This is a genomic window from Polyangium sp. 15x6, assembly GCF_029960785.1.
In the GTDB taxonomy this organism is placed as follows: Bacteria; Myxococcota_A; Polyangia; order Polyangiales; family Polyangiaceae; genus Polyangium.
Genome location: NZ_JASBQE010000089.1, coordinates 1 through 16644 on the forward strand (window position 1 = coordinate 1; position 16644 = coordinate 16644).

Sequence of the window (16644 nt, forward strand, 5' to 3'; positions counted from 1 at the left end):
TGCCACCCGCGCCCGCACCGCCGCTGCCACCCGCGCCCGCGCCGCCGCTGCCAGGGCCAGGTCCCGCGCCGCCCGGGCCGGTGCTGCCGGGGCCCGTGCTGCCGATGCCGAGGCTGCCCGCGGAGCCGCCCGCGCCGAGCTCGTTGCCGTCGCTGCACGCGACGAACGCGAAAGGAAGGGTCAGGAGAGAGAGAAGAAGGGGAGTGCTGCGCGACATGGGCCCAGAGTAGAGCCCGGCCGCCTCGGCGTCACCCGCCGTTCGTCGCGTGCGCCTCGGGCGCGTCGTTCGTGGCCCACGGCGCCTTCGCGAGGCTATCGAGCGTCCAGGGCTCTTCAAACCCCTTCCGGAGCACCTTCGCGAGCTGGCCGAGCTGCGCGCCGTCGATGAAGCGGTGATCCACGGTCGCGGTGATGGTGACGAGCGGCCGCGGGACGACCTTGCCCGCGACGACCGCAGGCTGCTCGCGCACCGCGCCGACGAGGATGAGCACCGGCACGCGCGCGAACGGGGTCGGCGGGGCATACCCCTCGTCGACGCCGAACGCGCCGACGTTCGTGATGACGCACGAGCCGAACGGGAACGGTTCGAGGCCGAACGCCGCGACCCCGAGCGAGCCGGTCAAGAACCCCGTCGTCCAGAGCATGGGCTTGAGCAGCCACGAGGGCAGGGCCCGCACGATGCCCTTGCTCTTCTCGAAATCGGCGTCCTTTCCGCCGCGGAGCTTGCCCGCGCCCTCGGCGAGCGCCTTGGCGATGTCGGCGACCGATTTCTCGTCCGCGCGCGGGATCTTCGTCTTCGCGAGGTCGCGCCCGTCCTCCAGCGCGACGAGGAACGTGACGTCCACGGTCTCGTGGGGGACGTACTTGCCGAGGACGATGCGGCCGTTCAGCCCCGGCGCGCTCTTCAGGGCCATCGCCGCGGCCTTGCCGACGATGTGGCCGACCGTGACCTTCTCCCCGGTGGTCTTTCGCAGGTGCTCGATGTAGGCGAGCGCCTCGCCCGCGTCCATGACCAGCTTGCCGTAGATGTTGCCCTCGCGCGGCGAGGACCATGTGGCAATGGCGAGCTTGCGCCTCGTCGAATTCATGTCTTTCCCCCGGGGGAGTGGGTTCGCTTCCGGAACGATTACACCACGAAATCGAGCATCTGCACACGCGTCAAATGCTCGCCGAGCTTCTTCGCGTACTCCTCGATGAGCAGATCGAGCTCCACGAGCACCGAGCCCTCGCCCGCCTGCCGCACCTTGCCGCTCACGGGGATCTCGCCGTTCGGGATCACCAGCACGAAGCTCACCTCGTCGCCGGGCTTCGCGTCGGGCAACGAGACGAGCTCGAGGTACCGGTCCGACATGGCGCTCACGGGGATGAGCACGCCCGTGTCGAGGCGGACCGAGGTCGAGAGCGCGTAGGCCGGCGTGACCATGTAGTGGGCGCGGCGGTTGTGCTCGATGAGCGCGTCGAGCGTCTCGCAGACCGCGCGGCTGATCGGCGTCTCCTCGGCCTCGAGCACGCGGTCGCGCAGCTCCTTCATGGCCTTCTGCGTGCGGATGATGTTCGCCCGCATCTCGCCCTGTCGCATCGCATCGCGGTGGACCTTCTGCGCCACGATCTTGAGGAGGTTGTGATAGAACGGGAACGCGACGTCGCCGTGGCTCTCGAAGAACTGCATGAGCGCGACGACGCCGATGCGGTAGAGCTCGGACGCCTCGGTCGCGACCGCGCGGGTGTTGCGGTAGAGCCCGGTCAACGCCCCGAGCTCGCCGATGGGCGCGATGGGCGCGAGCCGGAAGCGGACCTCGCCGGCCTGCTCGAGGGCGATCTCGCCCGAGGCGAGCAGCCACAGGTGTTTCGGCTCGGTGCCGGCCTCGAAGAGCACGTCGCCGGGCGCGAGCGTGACGCGCTCGAGGCCCTCGATGAGCTCGGCGAGGTGGGCCTCGGTGATGCCCTCGAAGAGGGGAATCGCGTGGAGATCGGCGGGTCGAATCGTCATGGCAGGTCCTTGTCGCCGCGGGCCCAAACGGGGCGGTTTTCCGCGGCGCGGGGGGCGGATCCTCGCATGAATGTGCCGTCCGCGCGAGAGGCGTCAGCGCTTGTCGCGCGGACCGAGCCCTGCACAGAAGCGCAGCGCGTCCTTGAAGCTCTGGAGCGTGCGGATTTGCGCGAGGTTCACGTCGATCCCGATCAGCGTCTTGGCGACCGAGGGACGGATCCCGGTGATGATCCCCTCACAGCCGAGGAGGCGCACGGCAGAGGCCACGCGCACGAGGTGCTGCGCCGTCGCCGTGTCCACCGTCTCCACGCCCGTGAGGTCGAGCAGCGCGAAGCGCGCCTGCTTGTCGACGACGGCTTCGAGCAACGCCCCGAGCATCTGCTCGGCCCGCGCCGCGTCGAGCGTGCCCACGACGGGCACCGCGAGCACGTCCTGCCAGACCTCGAGGATCGGCGTGCCGAGCTCGACGATCGCCCGCTTTTGTGACGCGATGAGCTCGAGCTGCGCCCGGAGCTGCGCCTCGAACCGGAGCTGCTCGGTCGCGTCCTCGGTCGACGCGCACGCGCCGATCACCTCGCCGAACGGATCCCGCATCGGCGCGTACCGCATGCGGAGCTGGGTGTCGCGGAGGGAGCGCTCGACGACGTACTCCTCTCCGGCCAGCGCGCGCCGCATGTCGCCGACGAGGTCCGGGCGGTCGCGGTAGAACTCGAACAGGTTCTTGCCCACGAGGTCCGCCGCCGTGCGGCCCATCTGCCTCCCGAGCGCCCCTTCGAAGAGGGTACATGTTCCCGTCTTGTCGAAGGCCCATACGCAGATCGGGAGGCGGTCGACGCACTCCGCGATGGCCTTGGATTTCTTGGAGAGCTGAAGATCCTCGCCGTCGTTCACTGCGAGCGACTGGAGCCCCTTCACGGTGCCGTTCGCGTCGACGAGCGGCGTGTAGACGTTCCGCCAGTGCGCCTTCTCGGTGACGTCCTCTTGCAGCAACGTCTCGCCGGCGAGCGTGCGCTCGACGATCGTGTGCACCTTCGAGTCCGGCGGGTAGAGCTGAAACACGCTCTTCCCCACGGCCGCCCCAGGGACGAGGCCGAGCAGCGCGAGCCCCTTGCCGTCCGACACGAGGACCTTGCCCTCCGTGTCGCACGACCAGACGATCGCGTCCATCGCGCGGAAACAGTCGAGCAGGATGCGCGCCTTGCGCTCCTCCTGCTCGTCGCGGGTCACCTCCGCCGAGGCCCACAACGTCCGCTCGTCGGCGCGCCAGAACGAGAGCCGCGCGCGCTCGCCTTCCCGCGCGAGGCGCACGTCGAGCGAGCGCGTCGCCTCCGAACCGAACGCCGCGCGTCGCGCCTCCACGAGCGCGGCGCGATCCTGCTCGTGCACGCGAGCGTCGAGCACGCCGATGCCCACGCGAGCGTCCCAGGCGGCGTTCGTCGCGAGCGTCTCGCCGGAGAGCGACACGAGCGCGAGAGGTGTCGGGCAGCCGCGAAGGAGCGTCTCTGCACTGGGGAAATCCATGCGCATCAAGCGTCCACCCTCCGGGACGCATGACGCGGCACCTCGAGCCGGTGCGATGCGCATGGCCCCCTCCATAGGCCATGGTGCCTGCCCTGCTCGTCCGCTCGCAATGAAGAATCGAGCGGTTTTCGTGCCCTCCTTACTTCCCCGCGAAGCGCGGCGGTCGCTTCTCCATGAACGACGCCATGGCCTCGCCGAGATCCTCGGACGCGAGGAACGCCGCGTTCCACGCCGCGACGTAGGCGAGCCCGTCGGCGACCGACTTGCCCTCGCCGTGATCGAGCACCGCTTTGACGCCGCGCACCGTGAGCGGCGGATTCGACGCGATCTCCAGCGCGAGCTTGCGCGCCCCCGCGTGGAGCGCCGCCGCGTCGTCGAAGAGCTCGTTCACGAGGCCGATCGAGAGCGCGCGCTCGGCCGAGAGATCCTTGCCCGTGAATGCGAGCTCCCGCACGAGCCCCTGGCCGAGCAGCCGCGGCAGCCGCTGCAAGCTCCCGAGATCCGCAACGATCGCGATCTTCGTCTCGCGCACGGAGAAGTACGCGTCGCGCGTCGAGAGGCGGATGTCGCACGCCGCCGCGAGGTCGAGCCCGCCGCCGATGCAAGGCCCCTGGATGGCCGCGATCACGGGCACGGGGCAGGCCGCGACGGCGTCGAAGCCGCGCTGGTAGCGCCGGATGAGCCCGAGGAGCTCCAGCCGCTCGGCGGCGCCTCCGCCCGCGAGGTGCGGGCCGAGATCGGCCATCGCCGCGCGCAGATCGAGCCCGAACGAGAACGCCTTCGCCGTCGACTGCAAGACGACGGCGCGCAGGCCCTTCTCGGCCGCGAGGCGCTCGAACAGCGCCTCGAGCTCGACGAAGAGCGCGGGCGGCATCGTGGGCCGGAGGAGCGTGACGGTCGCGATCGTTTCGGAAATCTCAAGAGAGACGAACTCACTCATGCGGGCGAGGCTAGCAGAGACCGCTCGGGCGTCGGTCGAGAGCCGGCCGCGACCCGGTGTGCGCCTCCCACTTCACCGCGCTGCCCCGGACGTCGTATGCTCGGCGCGATGGCCCACGACGTCTTCGGGATCGCCGGCACGACGCAGGGCCCCTTCACCATCGAAGAGGCGGTGGCCGAAGGGGGGTTCGGCGTCGTCTACCGCGCGCTCCACGGAGCGTTCCGCGCCCCCGTCGCGCTGAAGTGCCTGAAGATACCCACGATCCCGGAGGACTTGCGCGCCGGGTTCCTCGAACGATTCCGCGAGGAAGCGGAGATGCTCTTCCGGCTCTCGGCCACGATCCCGGAGGTCGTGAGGCCCCTGCATTACGACGTCATCACGCTCGACAGCGGCCTCATCGTCCCGTTCATCGCGCTCGAGTGGCTCGAAGGGCGCACGCTCTGGTCGCTCATCGAGCAGCGCGCCGCGGACGGCCTGCCGCCGCTCGGCTGCGTGGACGTCGCGCGGCTGCTCACGCCCGTCGCCCGCGCCCTCGACATCGCCCACAACTTCCCCGGGCCGCAGGGGCCGATCTGCGTCGTCCACCGCGACATCAAGCCCGCGAACATCTTCCTCGCCGAGGTCCACGGCTCCGAGTACGTGAAGATCCTCGACTTCGGCATCGCCCGCGCCCGCGACGCGGCCTCCGTGATGGCCGGGGAAATGACGCGGGCGGACGAAGCCACGCCGCTCGCCTTCACGCCGCGGTACGGCGCGCCGGAGCAGTGGGCGCCGAAGCGGTTCGGCACGACCGGCCCGTGGACCGACGTCTGGGGCCTCGCGCTCGCGTTCCTCGAGACCATGGCCGGCCGCGTGGTGATCGACGGCGATGCGGTGGCGATCATGGGGACCGTGCTCGACGAGAAGCGCAGGCCCACGCCGCGGAACGAGGGCATCGTGGTGCCCGACGCGCTCGAAGCCGTCTTCCGCCGCGCGCTCGCCGTGGATCCGCGCGAGCGCCCCGGGAGCGCCGGCGCGTTCTGGGACGAGGTGGAGCAAGCGCTCGGCATCGGGCCGCGCCTCTCCGCGCCCACGGGGCATCGATCCGGGAGCATGCGCGCGCCGCTCCTCGAGGGGCAAGAGACGCGCCGCAGCTCGGGCTCGATGCGCGCCGTCTCCGTGCCGCCCGCGAGCATCGACGTCGCCTCCACGGTGCTCGCCGACGAGGGCGCAGGACGCATCTCGCGGTTGTCGGACCCGCCCGCGGTGCTGTCCGCCGGCGCCCGGGATGCCGCCGCGATCGACGTCGACTGGGGTGCGAGCGGCCCGAACGCGCCTCAGCGCCGATCGAGCACGTCGATGCCGGCCGTGCGCGTCGATGCGCCGGTGTCGCAGCCGAGCCCGCGGGTCCCCTCGGTCCCCAGGCCGCGCGTGTCGTCGGTCCCGCGCGAGCCGCTTCCGAGCGTGCCCCACGAGCCCGCGCCCGACGTCCGCAGCATGCTCGGGGGCCCGGTCGTGCTGGCCGGCGCGGGCGTGCTCATCCGCGTGCTCGACCAGATCGCCGGATGGCTCTGGCTCGGGGGCGAGCGCGTCGGGTTCGGGCCGCTCCGTCTGTCCTACCTCGCCGCCATCCTCATCGGCGCCGGCGCGCTCCTCGCCCTCGCGCGCCTGCTGCGACATTTGACCCGGTAGGTGTCCTGGAGGCGGAGGTCGCTGTCCTGGAGGCGGAGGTCGCTGTCCTGGAGGTGGACGTCGTCGTCCTAAACGCTCCGGGCGATCGGCGCGAGCGTCCCTTTCACCATCCGCACGTAATCGGCCGGCGCGAGCAGGATCTGCAGCCCCCGCACGCCTGCCGAAACGGACACCACGTCGTGAAGCTCGATCGTCTCGTCGACGACCACGAAAAACTCTTTTTTGCCGCCGATCGCGGTCACGCCGCCGCGCACGTACCCCGTGAGCGGCTGCACCTCCTTCAGCGGCACCGTATCCACCTTCCGATCGCCCGTGGCCCGCGCGAGCGCCTTCAGATCGAGCTCCTCGTTGCCCGCGAGCACGGCCATGAGCACGCCCGTCCGATCCCCCCGGCAAACCAGGGTTTTCCAGACCTGCTCGACGGGCAAACCGATCTTCTCGGCCACCGTCCCGGCCCGCAGATCGTCGGGATCGACCTCGTAGTCCCGGAGCTCGTAGGAAATGCCGTGCGTATCGAGCAACCTCACCGCATTGGTCTTCATCGTGCGCTTTCAACGCTCGGGGGCTAACCGCCCGCGGCCTCGTCCCCCGACAGGTCCCGGAACATATCGGTCGAGAAATACCGCTCCATCCGGTCGCAGAGCACGGTCGCGATGTCGTGCCCCGGCCCGAGCCTCCGCGCCAGCATCCGCGCGCCGGCCAGATTGAGCCCGCTCGACGGGCCCACCGGGAACCCCTGCGCCACGAGATCCCGCGCCGCCCGAATGGCCTCCGCGTCCGGCACGGGCAGCGAGACCACGCCCCCCACGGCCTCCTCGTCGAGGATGTGCGACAGCCCGTCCACGACCCCCGGAATCCCGCCGCAGATCTCCGGCTGCCCCTCGAAACACACGCCCCGCTCCGGCCGAGGCCTCCCGATCACCGCCTTTTGCCCCGCCTCGACGAGCGCCCGCGCGATCCCCATGAGCGTCCCGCCCGTCCCGACGCCGGCGACGAACCCGTGGATCGTGGTGCCGACCTGGGCGATGAGCTCGGGCCCGGTGGTCCGCTGGTGGGCGAGGGCATTCTGGGGATTCTCGAATTGTCGCGGCCAGAAGATCCGCGGGTCCCCTTCGGCCATGCGCCGGGTCTCGTCGATCGAGCCGGGCACGCCGAGGTGCCGGGGCGTGAGCACCACCTCGCCGCCATAACGACGGATGATGAGCAAGCGCTCGCCGCTCACGCCCTCGGGCATGACGGCGCGGAATCGCACGCCGATCATGGCGCAGGCCATGGCGAAGGCGATCGAGGTCGAGCCGCTCGACGCCTCGACGACGACGCTGTCGCTCCCGAGCGCGCCCCGCTCGACGGCGTGGCCGAGGATGAAGCTCGCGATGCGGTCCTTCGTGGATCCGCTCGGGAGCATGTACTCGAGCTTGATCCAGAGGGTACACCCCGTCTCCTCGTCCCGGAGCGGGACCGTGGGCGTGCCCGCCGCGAGCCGCGCGAGCCAGCATTTCATCGAACGTCGGACCATGGGGGGGAAGGCTAGCCGAGGTCGCCGCGGTTGTCCTTTCCGAACCGGAACTCGGCAGCGGCGCCGCTGCCGTTCAACGCGGCTCCGTCAGCTTGCTGTGCACGAGCACGTTCCGCCCCGACGCCTCGAACAGGATCGCGAGCCGCGTCGTCTTCGCGCCGAGCGCTTCCGTGAGCTTCGCCCGCTCCTTTTCGTCCTTGCTGGCGGCGAGCCGCTCGCGCAGCGCCGCGATGTCCCGCAAGAGCTCCACCTCCTCCGGCGCGCTCCCTGCGATGCGCTGGATCCGCGCGGCCATGCGGTCTTCCTCGGGCAGGCCGGCGAGGTCGTCCGCGGGCATCGGCTTGCCCTTGCCCGGCAGGTCCTCGAACGCCCCTCGCGCCTCCGCCTCCCGGATCCGCGCCTCCACGAGCACATGAAAATCCCTCGAACGCACGCCTCGCCTCCTTGCTCGGCTTGCCCGTCGATCACGACGTGGGGAGCGTCCGCGGGCCGGTCAAGGCACGACGTTACGGCTCATGGGGTGGGCGTGCACATTCCCGCGGCCGTTCCGGACGCGCCTGCCGGACGAACCCAAGCGGTCCGCTCCAAAGCGGCTGGTCAGCGTCTCCGATCCATGTATGCTCCGCCGCGATGCGCTACCGCGCTGGGGACGCTCCTCGTCCATTCTCGGGCAGGCGACTCGGGCCACCGGGCCTGGTCCGGCTCGTTTGCTCGTTCGCGGCCTTCGCCGCGGGCCTCACCGCGACGGCGGCGGCCTCGGCCGAGGAGCCCCCTGCGTTTGCGCTTACGCCCGAGCCCTCGTCCCCGAGCCGCGGCAACCTGCGCCAGGCGAAGAATTTCGTCGGCTTCGGGCCGCTCTTCGGCATCACGGGCCACACCGACGACTCCATCTCCGGCGCCCTCGGCTTCGAGCTCTCGTACGTGCGATACCCCGTCGAGGCGTTCCGCTTCGGCCTCGGCGCCTTCGCGCAGGCGCAGTCCGTCGGGTTCACGCATGGCCGCTGGGCGTTTGGCCCGCAGATCAACTTCATGATGTTCGGCGCCGAGATCGGCGCATACATCGAGGAAGGCTACGGCAATCGCGCCACCACCATCGGCCTCCACGCCTCGCCTTTCGTCTCCATTGGCTTCTTCTCCGCGGCCCTCCGGATCGGCGTCCCCGTCAGCGCCTTCGCCGAGGGGACCCCGTACGGCCTGGATATCGGGCTCATCTGCGCCATCAAGGCGCCCATCCCCCTCGACGGCCAGCTCTTCGGGCTCGCATTCCATTGATGATCGACGAACGCACGGACGAACAGGACGAACAGGACGACCACGAGCCCAACGCCCCCGAGCAGGCTCCATTTTCCGAGGCCGATCTCCGCGTCGCCCTCGACGTGCTCGAAGCCGTGGTCCGGGACCGGGCCGTCCTCGCGCACGTGCCGCGCGAGGCGCGCGTGCGGCTGCTCGAAGCGGCCGGCCGGGTCTCGCGGCCCGATCGCGCCGAGCAACGCCGCCTCGCGAAGGCGCTCCGCAGAAAGGATCGCCTCGCCGTGAGGGCCGAGGACGCGGCGCTGCTCGACGCGACCGGCATTCGCGCCGCCCGCCGCGCCCCCGTCTTCCAGACCCCGCCGCCGAGCTTCGGTGTTTTGCCTGGCCCCGCGGAGACCCCGCCGCCCGCCGAGCTCACGGGCGCGCGCAAGTGTTACGTCTGCAAAGCCGAGTTCCGCAAGGTCCATTTCTTCTACGATCAGCTCTGCCCGCCCTGCGCCGAGCTCAATCATCAGAAGCGCACGCAGACGGCCGACCTCCGGGGCCGCGTCGCGCTCGTGACGGGCGCGCGCGTCAAGATCGGATACCAGGCCGCGATCCTCCTCCTCCGCGCCGGCGCGCGTGTCGTCGTGACCACGCGGTTCCCCCACGACGCCGCCCTCCGCTACGCCCGCGAGAGCGATTACGAGGCCTGGGCCGATCGGCTCGAAATTCACGGCCTCGATCTGCGGCTCACCCCGAGCGTCGAGCGGTTCGCGCGGTTCCTCGAAGGCCACCTCCCGCGCCTCGATTTCATCATCCACAACGCCTGCCAGACCGTGCGCAGGCCGCCGGGCTTCTACGAGCACCTCCTCGACGTCGAGCTCTCGTCGCCCGATCGATTGCCCCCCGAGGCGGCCCGCCTCGTCGCGAGCCACGAGGCCGAGCGCGCCGCGCAACGAGCGTTTGCCCAGGCAAACGAGGTCAGCCTCGCCCCGCGCACGGGCTCGCTCGCTCTGTTCGAGGATCCCGCCGCGCTCTCCCAGGTCCCGCTCACGGCCGAGGACCACGCCTTGCGGGGCCGCGTGGATCTCTTCCCCCGCGGCGCGCTCGACGCGGACCTCCAGCAGAAAGACCTCCGCGACAAGAACAGCTGGCGCTTCGCGCTCGCCGAGGTGCCCACGATCGAGCTCATCGAGGTGCACCTCGTCAATGCCATCGCCCCGTTCGTGCTGAGCAGCAAGCTCAAGGGCCTCATGACGCGGCATCCCACGCGCGACAAGCACATCGTCAACGTCTCGGCGATGGAGGGGCAATTCTACCGCGAGCACAAGACGGACAAACACCCCCACACGAACATGGCCAAGGCGGCGCTCAACATGCTCACGCGCACCTCGGCGCAGGATTACGTGAAGGACGGCATCCACATCAACAGCGTGGACACGGGCTGGGTGACGGACGAGGATCCCGCGGAGATCGCGGCCCGCAAGCAATCCATTCACGGCTTCCACCCGCCGCTCGACATCGTCGACGGCGCGGCCCGCATCGTGGACCCGATCTTCGAGGGGTTCGCCACCGGCGTCCACGCCTACGGGCAGTTTTTCAAGGATTACAAGCCGACGCCCTGGTGACGAGCGCGCTCGACACGGGGGCTACGGCGGGACGAGCGACGACCTCACGCAGGCATCGGTTCGTCGAGACGAGGGCGCGGCGAAGAGGGCACGTCCCATGCTAGTCCCATGCTAGAGGAATGGGCGTTCGAGGGGGCTGTCGACGGAACGTCGCGGCTGGGCTTCTTCCCGCGTGCCCCTTCCCGGGCGCCCGCTCCGGGCGGCGAGCTCTTCCCATGCCGACGAAGGACGTACCCCCGTTCGCCATCCTCGAGACGCTTCACGAGGGGAGAGGGACCCTGTTGCTCCGCGGGGTCCGGACGGCGGATCGCCTCCCGGTCATCCTGAAGGTGCTGGACCCGAGGCGCAGCCACCCGCGCGGTCTCGAGCGTTTGAAGCGCGAATACGAGCTCCTCAGGCAACTCGACGCGCAGGCCATCGTCAAGCCGATCGCCCTCGACACGCACGAGGGATGGCCGGCGCTCGTGATGGAGGATTTCGGCGGCGCGTCGCTCGACCACTTCCTCGGCGCGCCCATGCCCACCGAGCGATTCCTCGACCTCGCGGTTCGTATCGCGGCGGCCGTGGCGGAGCTCCACGAGCGTGACGTCATCCACAAAGACCTGAAACCGCAGAATATCCTCGTCGATGCTGCCACCGGCCAGGTGAAGCTCTGCGATTTCGGGCTCGCGGCGATCCTTTCCCGCGGACACCGGGCCGTGGAGAGCCCGAGCCTCATCGAGGGCTCCTTGCCTTATCTCTCGCCGGAGCAGACGGGGCGGATGAACCGTGCGATCGACAGCCGCGCCGACCTCTACGCTCTCGGCGTGACCTTTTACGAGATGCTCACCGGGCGGCTGCCCTTCGAGGCGCATGATCCGCTCGAATGGGTGCATTGCCACGTCGCCCGTGCCCCGCCGTCGCCCTCCGCGTTCGTCTCGGAGCTCCCCGAGATCCTCTCCGCGATCGTCCTCAAGCTGCTGGCCAAGATGGCCGAGGATCGCTACCAGACCGCCCGCGGCCTGCTGAACGACCTCGCGCAGTGCCGGGGCCAGTGGCGGGCCGAGGGCCGGCTGGAACCGTTCCTCCTGGCCGAGCACGACATCCCGGATCGCTTCCAGATCCCCCAGAAGCTCTATGGTCGCGAGGGCGAGATCGCGGCGCTGCTCTCCGCGCCCGAGCGCGTGCTCGATACGGGATCCCCCGAGCTCGTCCTGGTCTCGGGCTATTCCGGCATCGGCAAGTCGGCGCTCGTGAACGAGCTGCAGAAGCCGGTCGCGCGCGAGCGAGGCTTCTTCATCGCAGGGAAGTTCGATCAATACAAGCGCGGTATCCCCTACTCCACGATCGTCCAGGCCTTCCGGGACCTCGTGCTCGAAATCCTCACGGAGAGCGAGGAGCGGATCGCCGCCTTTAGGCAGCGGCTGCTCTGCGCGCTCGGGATCAACGGACAGCTCATCGTGGACGTGATCCCGCAGGTCGAGCTCGCCATCGGCCCGCAACCGCCGGTCGCCGAGCTGCCCCCGGCCGAGGCGCAGAACCGGTTCCGCATCGTGTTCCGGCATTTCATCGGGGTGTTCGCCACGAAGGAGCACCCCCTCGCGCTCTTTCTCGACGATCTCCAGTGGGCCGATTCGGCGAGCCTCGGACTCCTTCAGGATCTGCTGACGCACGGAAAGACGCACCACCTCCTCGTGATCGGTGCATGTCGAGACAACGAGGTGAGCCCCTCGCACCCGCTCATGCTGATGCTCGACAAGGTGCGGAAGGAGGGCGTGCGCGTCTCGGATATCGTGCTCGGCCCGCTTTCCCGCGAGCACCTCGCCATGTTCGTCAGCGATGCGCTGCACTGCCCTCGCGAGGGCGCCCGGCCGCTCGCGGACCTCGTTCACGAGAAGACGGCTGGCAATCCCTTCTTCGCGATCCAGTTCCTCACGGAGCTTCACGAAGAGCGCCTGATCGAGTTCGATGGGCGCGCGGGGATCTGGCAGTGGGACGTGGCCAAGATCCGCGAAAAGAACTTCACCGACAACGTGATCGACCTGATGATCGGGAAGCTCGTGCGGCTCCCTGCAGGCACCCAGGAAGCGCTGAAACACCTCGCTTGTCTGGGAAATACAGCGGAGACCGCCATCCTGACGATGGTTCGCTGCGGATCGCTGGAGGATACGCACGCGAGCCTCTGGGAGGCCGTTCGCGCCGGGCTCGTCCTCCGCCTGGACGACGGATACAAGTTTCTCCACGACCGTGTCCAGGAGGCGGCCTATTCGCTCATTCCCGAGGAGCAGCGGGCCGAGGTGCACCTGCGGATCGGCCGGCTCCTATTGGCGAAGTTGCCAGAAGAGGTGATCGCGGAGCGGGTCTTCGACGTCGCGAACCAGCTCAACCATGGCGTCGCGCTCATCACCGATCCACGCGAAAAGGAGACGCTCTGCCGGCTCGACTTCCAGGCGGGAAGAAGGGCGAAGGCCTCGATTGCGTACGCGTCGGCGCAGAGCTATCTGGCCCAAGCGACGGCGCTCTTGGCCGCGGACGCCTGGCGCACGCAGTACGAAGAAACGTTCGCCCTCTACATGGAGCGGTCCGAATGCGAATACCTCGTCGGCAACTTCCAGCAGGCCGACGAGCTATTCGACGTCATATTCCAGAACGCCCGCTCCAATCCCGACCGAGCCAGGGTCTACCGGCTGCGCATCAGGCTGTACCAGGTCTCGGGGCGATATGCCGACGGGGTGACGGTCGCACGGGAAGCCCTGCGGCTCTACTGCGTGACATTGCCCGAGTCGGACGAGGAGATCCAGGCCGCCGTCGAAGCCGAGAACCGGAGCATTTCGGCCAGCCTGCGCGGCCTCCGGATCGCCGACCTCCTCGACGCGCCGGTGGTGAGCGACCCCGATGGGAGGGCGATCATCGGCCTGCTCGTCGATTCGATCCCCTGCGCGTACAACGCGCGACCGGAGATGTTCGCGCTGGACGTCGTCAAAGCGCTGAGCTTCTCCCTGCGGTACGGGAACGCCGAGGAAACCTGCTTCGCCTACTGCGCCTACGGCATCATGTTGGCGTCGGTCTTCGGCGACATTCCGTCCGCCTACGAGTTCTCCGAGATGTCGCTGCGGCTGAACGAGAAGTTCAACGACGCCAAGCTCAAGGGCACGCTGCTATTCATGCATGGCGGCCACATCCACTCCTGGCGGAGGCCCATCGCGACCAGCGTTCCGATCATGGAGCAGGCATTCCTCGCCTGCTTGGAGGTCGGCGATCTCGTTTTTGCCGGCCTCGTGACCGTTCTGACGGTATGGCAGGTTCTGGAGACCGGCAGCCCGCTCGACGAAGTCCTCGGCGTGGCGCAGAAATACCTCGCGTTCGCCCGAGAGAGCCACAACGATGCGGTATTTCATACGATCCAGCTCGAACGGCAGTTCGTGACGAGCCTGCAAGGATCGACGCTGGAGCCGGCAAACCTCGACGAGCGAGCTTGCGACGAAGCTGAAAGTCTGGCCGTGATCACGGGGGCGACGTTCGGCTGCGGGATTGCCTTCTACCATGTCATGAAGCACGTCGCCGCTTTTACCGACGGACGGTATCGCGAGGCGCTCGATTCTGCGGCCCGAGCGGCGACGATGCTGGGGGCGGTCATGGCGCAGCCCATCGAGGCCACGCATCACTTCTACCATGCGCTCACTTTGACCGCGCTCTACCCGCAGGCGCCTGCCGCGCAGCAGCGGGAGTTCGCGCGCACCCTCGAACGGGGGCTGCAGAAGCTCAAGCTCTGGGCGGACAACTGCCCCGAGAACTATCTGAACCGCTACGCTCTCGTGTCGGCGGAGGTTGCTCGTATCGAGGGCCGAGACCTCGACGCCGAGCGCCTCTATGAAGAGGCCACCCGCTCGGCGCGCGAGAACGGCTTCGTTCACATCGAAGCGCTCGCCTACGAGCTCGCGTCTCGGTTCTACCGGGCGCGTGGGTTCGCCCTGTTCGCCGATACGTGCCTCCGCGAGGCGCGCGCCTGCTACGCCCGCTGGGGCGCTGATGGCAAGGTGAGACAGATTGATCAGCAGCATCCCCGCCTCCTCGAGCCGAGGTCGCTCGCGCATACCGCCACCTTCGCGGTCCGGTCCGAGCAGTTCGACCTGCTCTCGGTGACCAAGGCCTCGCAGACCATTTCGGGCGAGATCATCTTCGACAAGCTCTTGCGCACGCTGCTCACGGTCGTGCTCGAGCAGGGCGGAGCGCAACGAGGCTGCCTGATCCTCTGCCGGGATGGTTGCTCCTCGATCGAGGCGGAGGCGTCCCTCGAGGGAAGAGGCGTGGCGACGAAGCTCCTGGAATCGCAGCCGCTCTCGTCGTCGCTCGTGCCCGTCTCGATCGTCAACTACGCCATGCGGACGAAGGAGCGCGTGATCCTCGAGGACGCGGCCGAGGCGGCGAAATACGCCTCGGATCCCTACGTCGCCCGCGTGAAGCCGAGGTCACTCTTGTGCTTGCCCATCCTCCGGCAAACCGAGGTGGTCGGTCTCCTCTATTTGGAGAACAACCTCCTCGCCGGCGCGTTCACGCCCGATCGGCTCGTGGCGCTTTCGCTCCTCGCCACGCAGGCGGCGATATCCCTGGAGAAGGCGCAGCTCCTCGGCAAGGAGCAGGCAGCACGCGCGGCGGCCGAGGCGGCGCGGGCAGCGGCCGAGGTGGCGCGCGCGGCAGCCGAGGCAGCGGAGCGCCGGGCCACGTTCATCGCCGAGGCGGGGGCGCTCCTTTCGGAGTCGCTCGATTACAAGGAGACGCTGGCGCGCCTCGCGCGGCTATCCGTGCGATCCATTTCCGACTGGTGCGTGGTCGACATCGTGGAGAGTGGCGAGATCCGGCGCATCTGCGGCGCCCACAAGGACCCCGCGAAGGAGCCGTTGCTCGAGGAGCTCCAGCGGCGGTATCCTCCTCGCACGAATTCACCCCACCCGGCCTCCAAGGTCTTGCAGACGGGCCAGCCGCTCCTGATTCCCGATCTCGCCGAGGAGGTCATTGGGAGGTTCGTCGTCGACGATGAGCACAGGAAGCTCAGCCGCGCACTCGGCGCCCATAGCTCCATCATCGTGCCGCTCGCGGCGCACGGACAAACCCTCGGCGTCCTGAGCGTCGTCTCCTCCGCGCCGGAACGCCGCTACGGGCGCGCCGACCTCGCGCTGGTCGAAGATGTCGCGCGCCGCGCCGCGGTCGCGATCGACAATGCGCGCCTCTACCGCAAGACGCAGGAGGCGGTGCGCGTGCGGGACGAATTCCTCACGGTGGCCTCGCACGAGCTCAATACGCCGTTGACGTCGCTCCGGCTCACGCTGCAATCGATGGACCGGGCCATTCGGTCCGGTCGATCGGGCGATACGCAGGTGATGAGCAAGCTGGTCGAGCGGGCCCTGCGTCAGGGGACGCGCCTCGGTCGGCTGAACAAGGCCCTCGTGGACGTCTCGCAGCTCCACGGGGGCCGGCTCCCGCTCGAGCGCGAGGACGTCGACCTCGCGACCCTCATACGCAATGCGATCGACCAGCTCAAGCCGGAGCTCGCGCAAGCGCGGTGCTCGGTCCACATCCAATACGACCACCACGTCGTCGGTCGCTGGGATCCCGACCGCGTCGAGCAGATCCTGACGAACCTCCTCTCGAATGCGATCAAATTCGGAGCCGGCAAGCCCATCGAGATCTACTACGGCGAGGAGCAAGGAATCGCGCGGATCGTGGTCAAAGACCATGGAATCGGCATCGACCCGGCGCGGCAGGAGCGCATCTTCGAGCGCTTCGAGCGCGCCGCCTCCGAGAATTACGGCGGCCTCGGGCTCGGGCTGTACATCAGCCGCCGGATCGCGGAAGCGCACGGAGGCACGCTCCGTGTCCAGAGCGAGCCGGGGGTCGGCTCATCGTTCACCCTCGAGCTTCCTTGTGCCGGCCACCTCTCGACAGCCTGCTAAAACCCGCCCGACCTCGCTGACAGAAAGGCGTTCGAGCTGGTGAGCGAGCTCATACGCCGTGGCCCGCCCTCTCGTTGGGGTGCGACACCAGCGGCCGCGCAAGGGTCTGTCCCTCGCAAAGAGGCGCTCCGGAGGGGCGCGTTGCATGCTATGGGGGTTTCAGGGGGCTGTCGATGGCCCTCATGGCTGGGCATCGTCTCCGTGCGCCCCTTGCC

General features: G+C 69.1%; 12 protein-coding genes. 4 read left to right on the plus strand and 8 right to left on the minus strand.

Going from position 1 to position 16644, the window contains the following annotated elements; all coding sequences use genetic code 11:
- From QHF83_RS40780 to QHF83_RS40800, 5 genes are all read right to left on the minus strand, one after another.
- The coding region (locus QHF83_RS40780; protein ID WP_282423495.1) for a hypothetical protein at positions 1-217 on the minus strand (217 nt) is incomplete at its 3' end.
- Between the two features lie 31 nt (positions 218-248).
- A complete protein-coding gene (locus QHF83_RS40785) occupies positions 249-1088 on the minus strand; it encodes a 2-oxo acid dehydrogenase subunit E2 (protein ID WP_282423496.1) in 840 nt (279 codons plus the stop codon).
- Positions 1089-1126: 38 nt separating this feature from the next.
- A complete protein-coding gene (locus tag QHF83_RS40790; protein WP_282423497.1) occupies positions 1127-1990 on the minus strand; it encodes a cyclic nucleotide-binding domain-containing protein in 864 nt (287 codons plus the stop codon).
- A 93-nt stretch (positions 1991-2083) separates the two neighbouring features.
- Positions 2084-3511 (minus strand): PAS domain-containing protein, encoded by a 1428-nt coding sequence (locus QHF83_RS40795; RefSeq protein WP_282423498.1) that lies wholly within the window; start codon positions 3509-3511, stop codon positions 2084-2086.
- A gap of 139 nt (positions 3512-3650) precedes the next feature.
- Positions 3651-4451: a crotonase/enoyl-CoA hydratase family protein gene (locus QHF83_RS40800; RefSeq protein ID WP_282423499.1), complete on the minus strand. Its 801-nt coding sequence runs from the start codon at positions 4449-4451 to the stop codon at positions 3651-3653.
- 108 nt (positions 4452-4559) lie between these two features.
- Here QHF83_RS40800 and QHF83_RS40805 point away from each other — a divergent pair, with 108 nt between their 5' ends.
- Positions 4560-6122, plus strand: a complete 1563-nt coding sequence (locus QHF83_RS40805) for a serine/threonine-protein kinase (protein WP_282423500.1) — start codon at positions 4560-4562, stop codon at positions 6120-6122.
- A 68-nt stretch (positions 6123-6190) separates the two neighbouring features.
- On the opposite strand, the gene ybaK is transcribed toward QHF83_RS40805, so the two are convergent.
- The 3 genes from ybaK to QHF83_RS40820 form a co-directional block, all read right to left on the minus strand.
- Positions 6191-6664 (minus strand): Cys-tRNA(Pro) deacylase, encoded by a 474-nt coding sequence (gene ybaK, locus QHF83_RS40810; RefSeq protein WP_282423501.1) that lies wholly within the window; start codon positions 6662-6664, stop codon positions 6191-6193.
- Between the two features lie 23 nt (positions 6665-6687).
- Positions 6688-7638 carry a cysteine synthase family protein gene (locus tag QHF83_RS40815; RefSeq protein WP_282423502.1) on the minus strand — a complete coding sequence of 317 codons (951 nt, stop codon included), beginning with the start codon at positions 7636-7638 and terminating at the stop codon, positions 6688-6690.
- Positions 7639-7711: 73 nt separating this feature from the next.
- Positions 7712-8071 (minus strand): DUF1992 domain-containing protein, encoded by a 360-nt coding sequence (locus QHF83_RS40820; protein WP_282423503.1) that lies wholly within the window; start codon positions 8069-8071, stop codon positions 7712-7714.
- Positions 8072-8268: 197 nt separating this feature from the next.
- On the opposite strand from QHF83_RS40820, the gene QHF83_RS40825 reads away from it, so the two are divergent.
- The 3 genes from QHF83_RS40825 (at position 8269) to QHF83_RS40835 (ending at position 16429) form a co-directional block, all read left to right on the plus strand.
- Positions 8269-8910 (plus strand): hypothetical protein, encoded by a 642-nt coding sequence (locus QHF83_RS40825; RefSeq protein WP_282423504.1) that lies wholly within the window; start codon positions 8269-8271, stop codon positions 8908-8910.
- A complete protein-coding gene (locus QHF83_RS40830) occupies positions 8910-10499 on the plus strand; it encodes an SDR family oxidoreductase (RefSeq protein ID WP_282423505.1) in 1590 nt (529 codons plus the stop codon). The genes QHF83_RS40825 and QHF83_RS40830 overlap by 1 nt, the downstream gene beginning before the upstream one ends.
- Before the next feature lie 215 nt (positions 10500-10714).
- Entirely contained in the window at positions 10715-16429 is a 5715-nt protein-coding gene (locus QHF83_RS40835; protein WP_282423506.1) for an ATP-binding sensor histidine kinase, read from the plus strand.
- Positions 16430-16644: the final 215 nt, after the last annotated feature.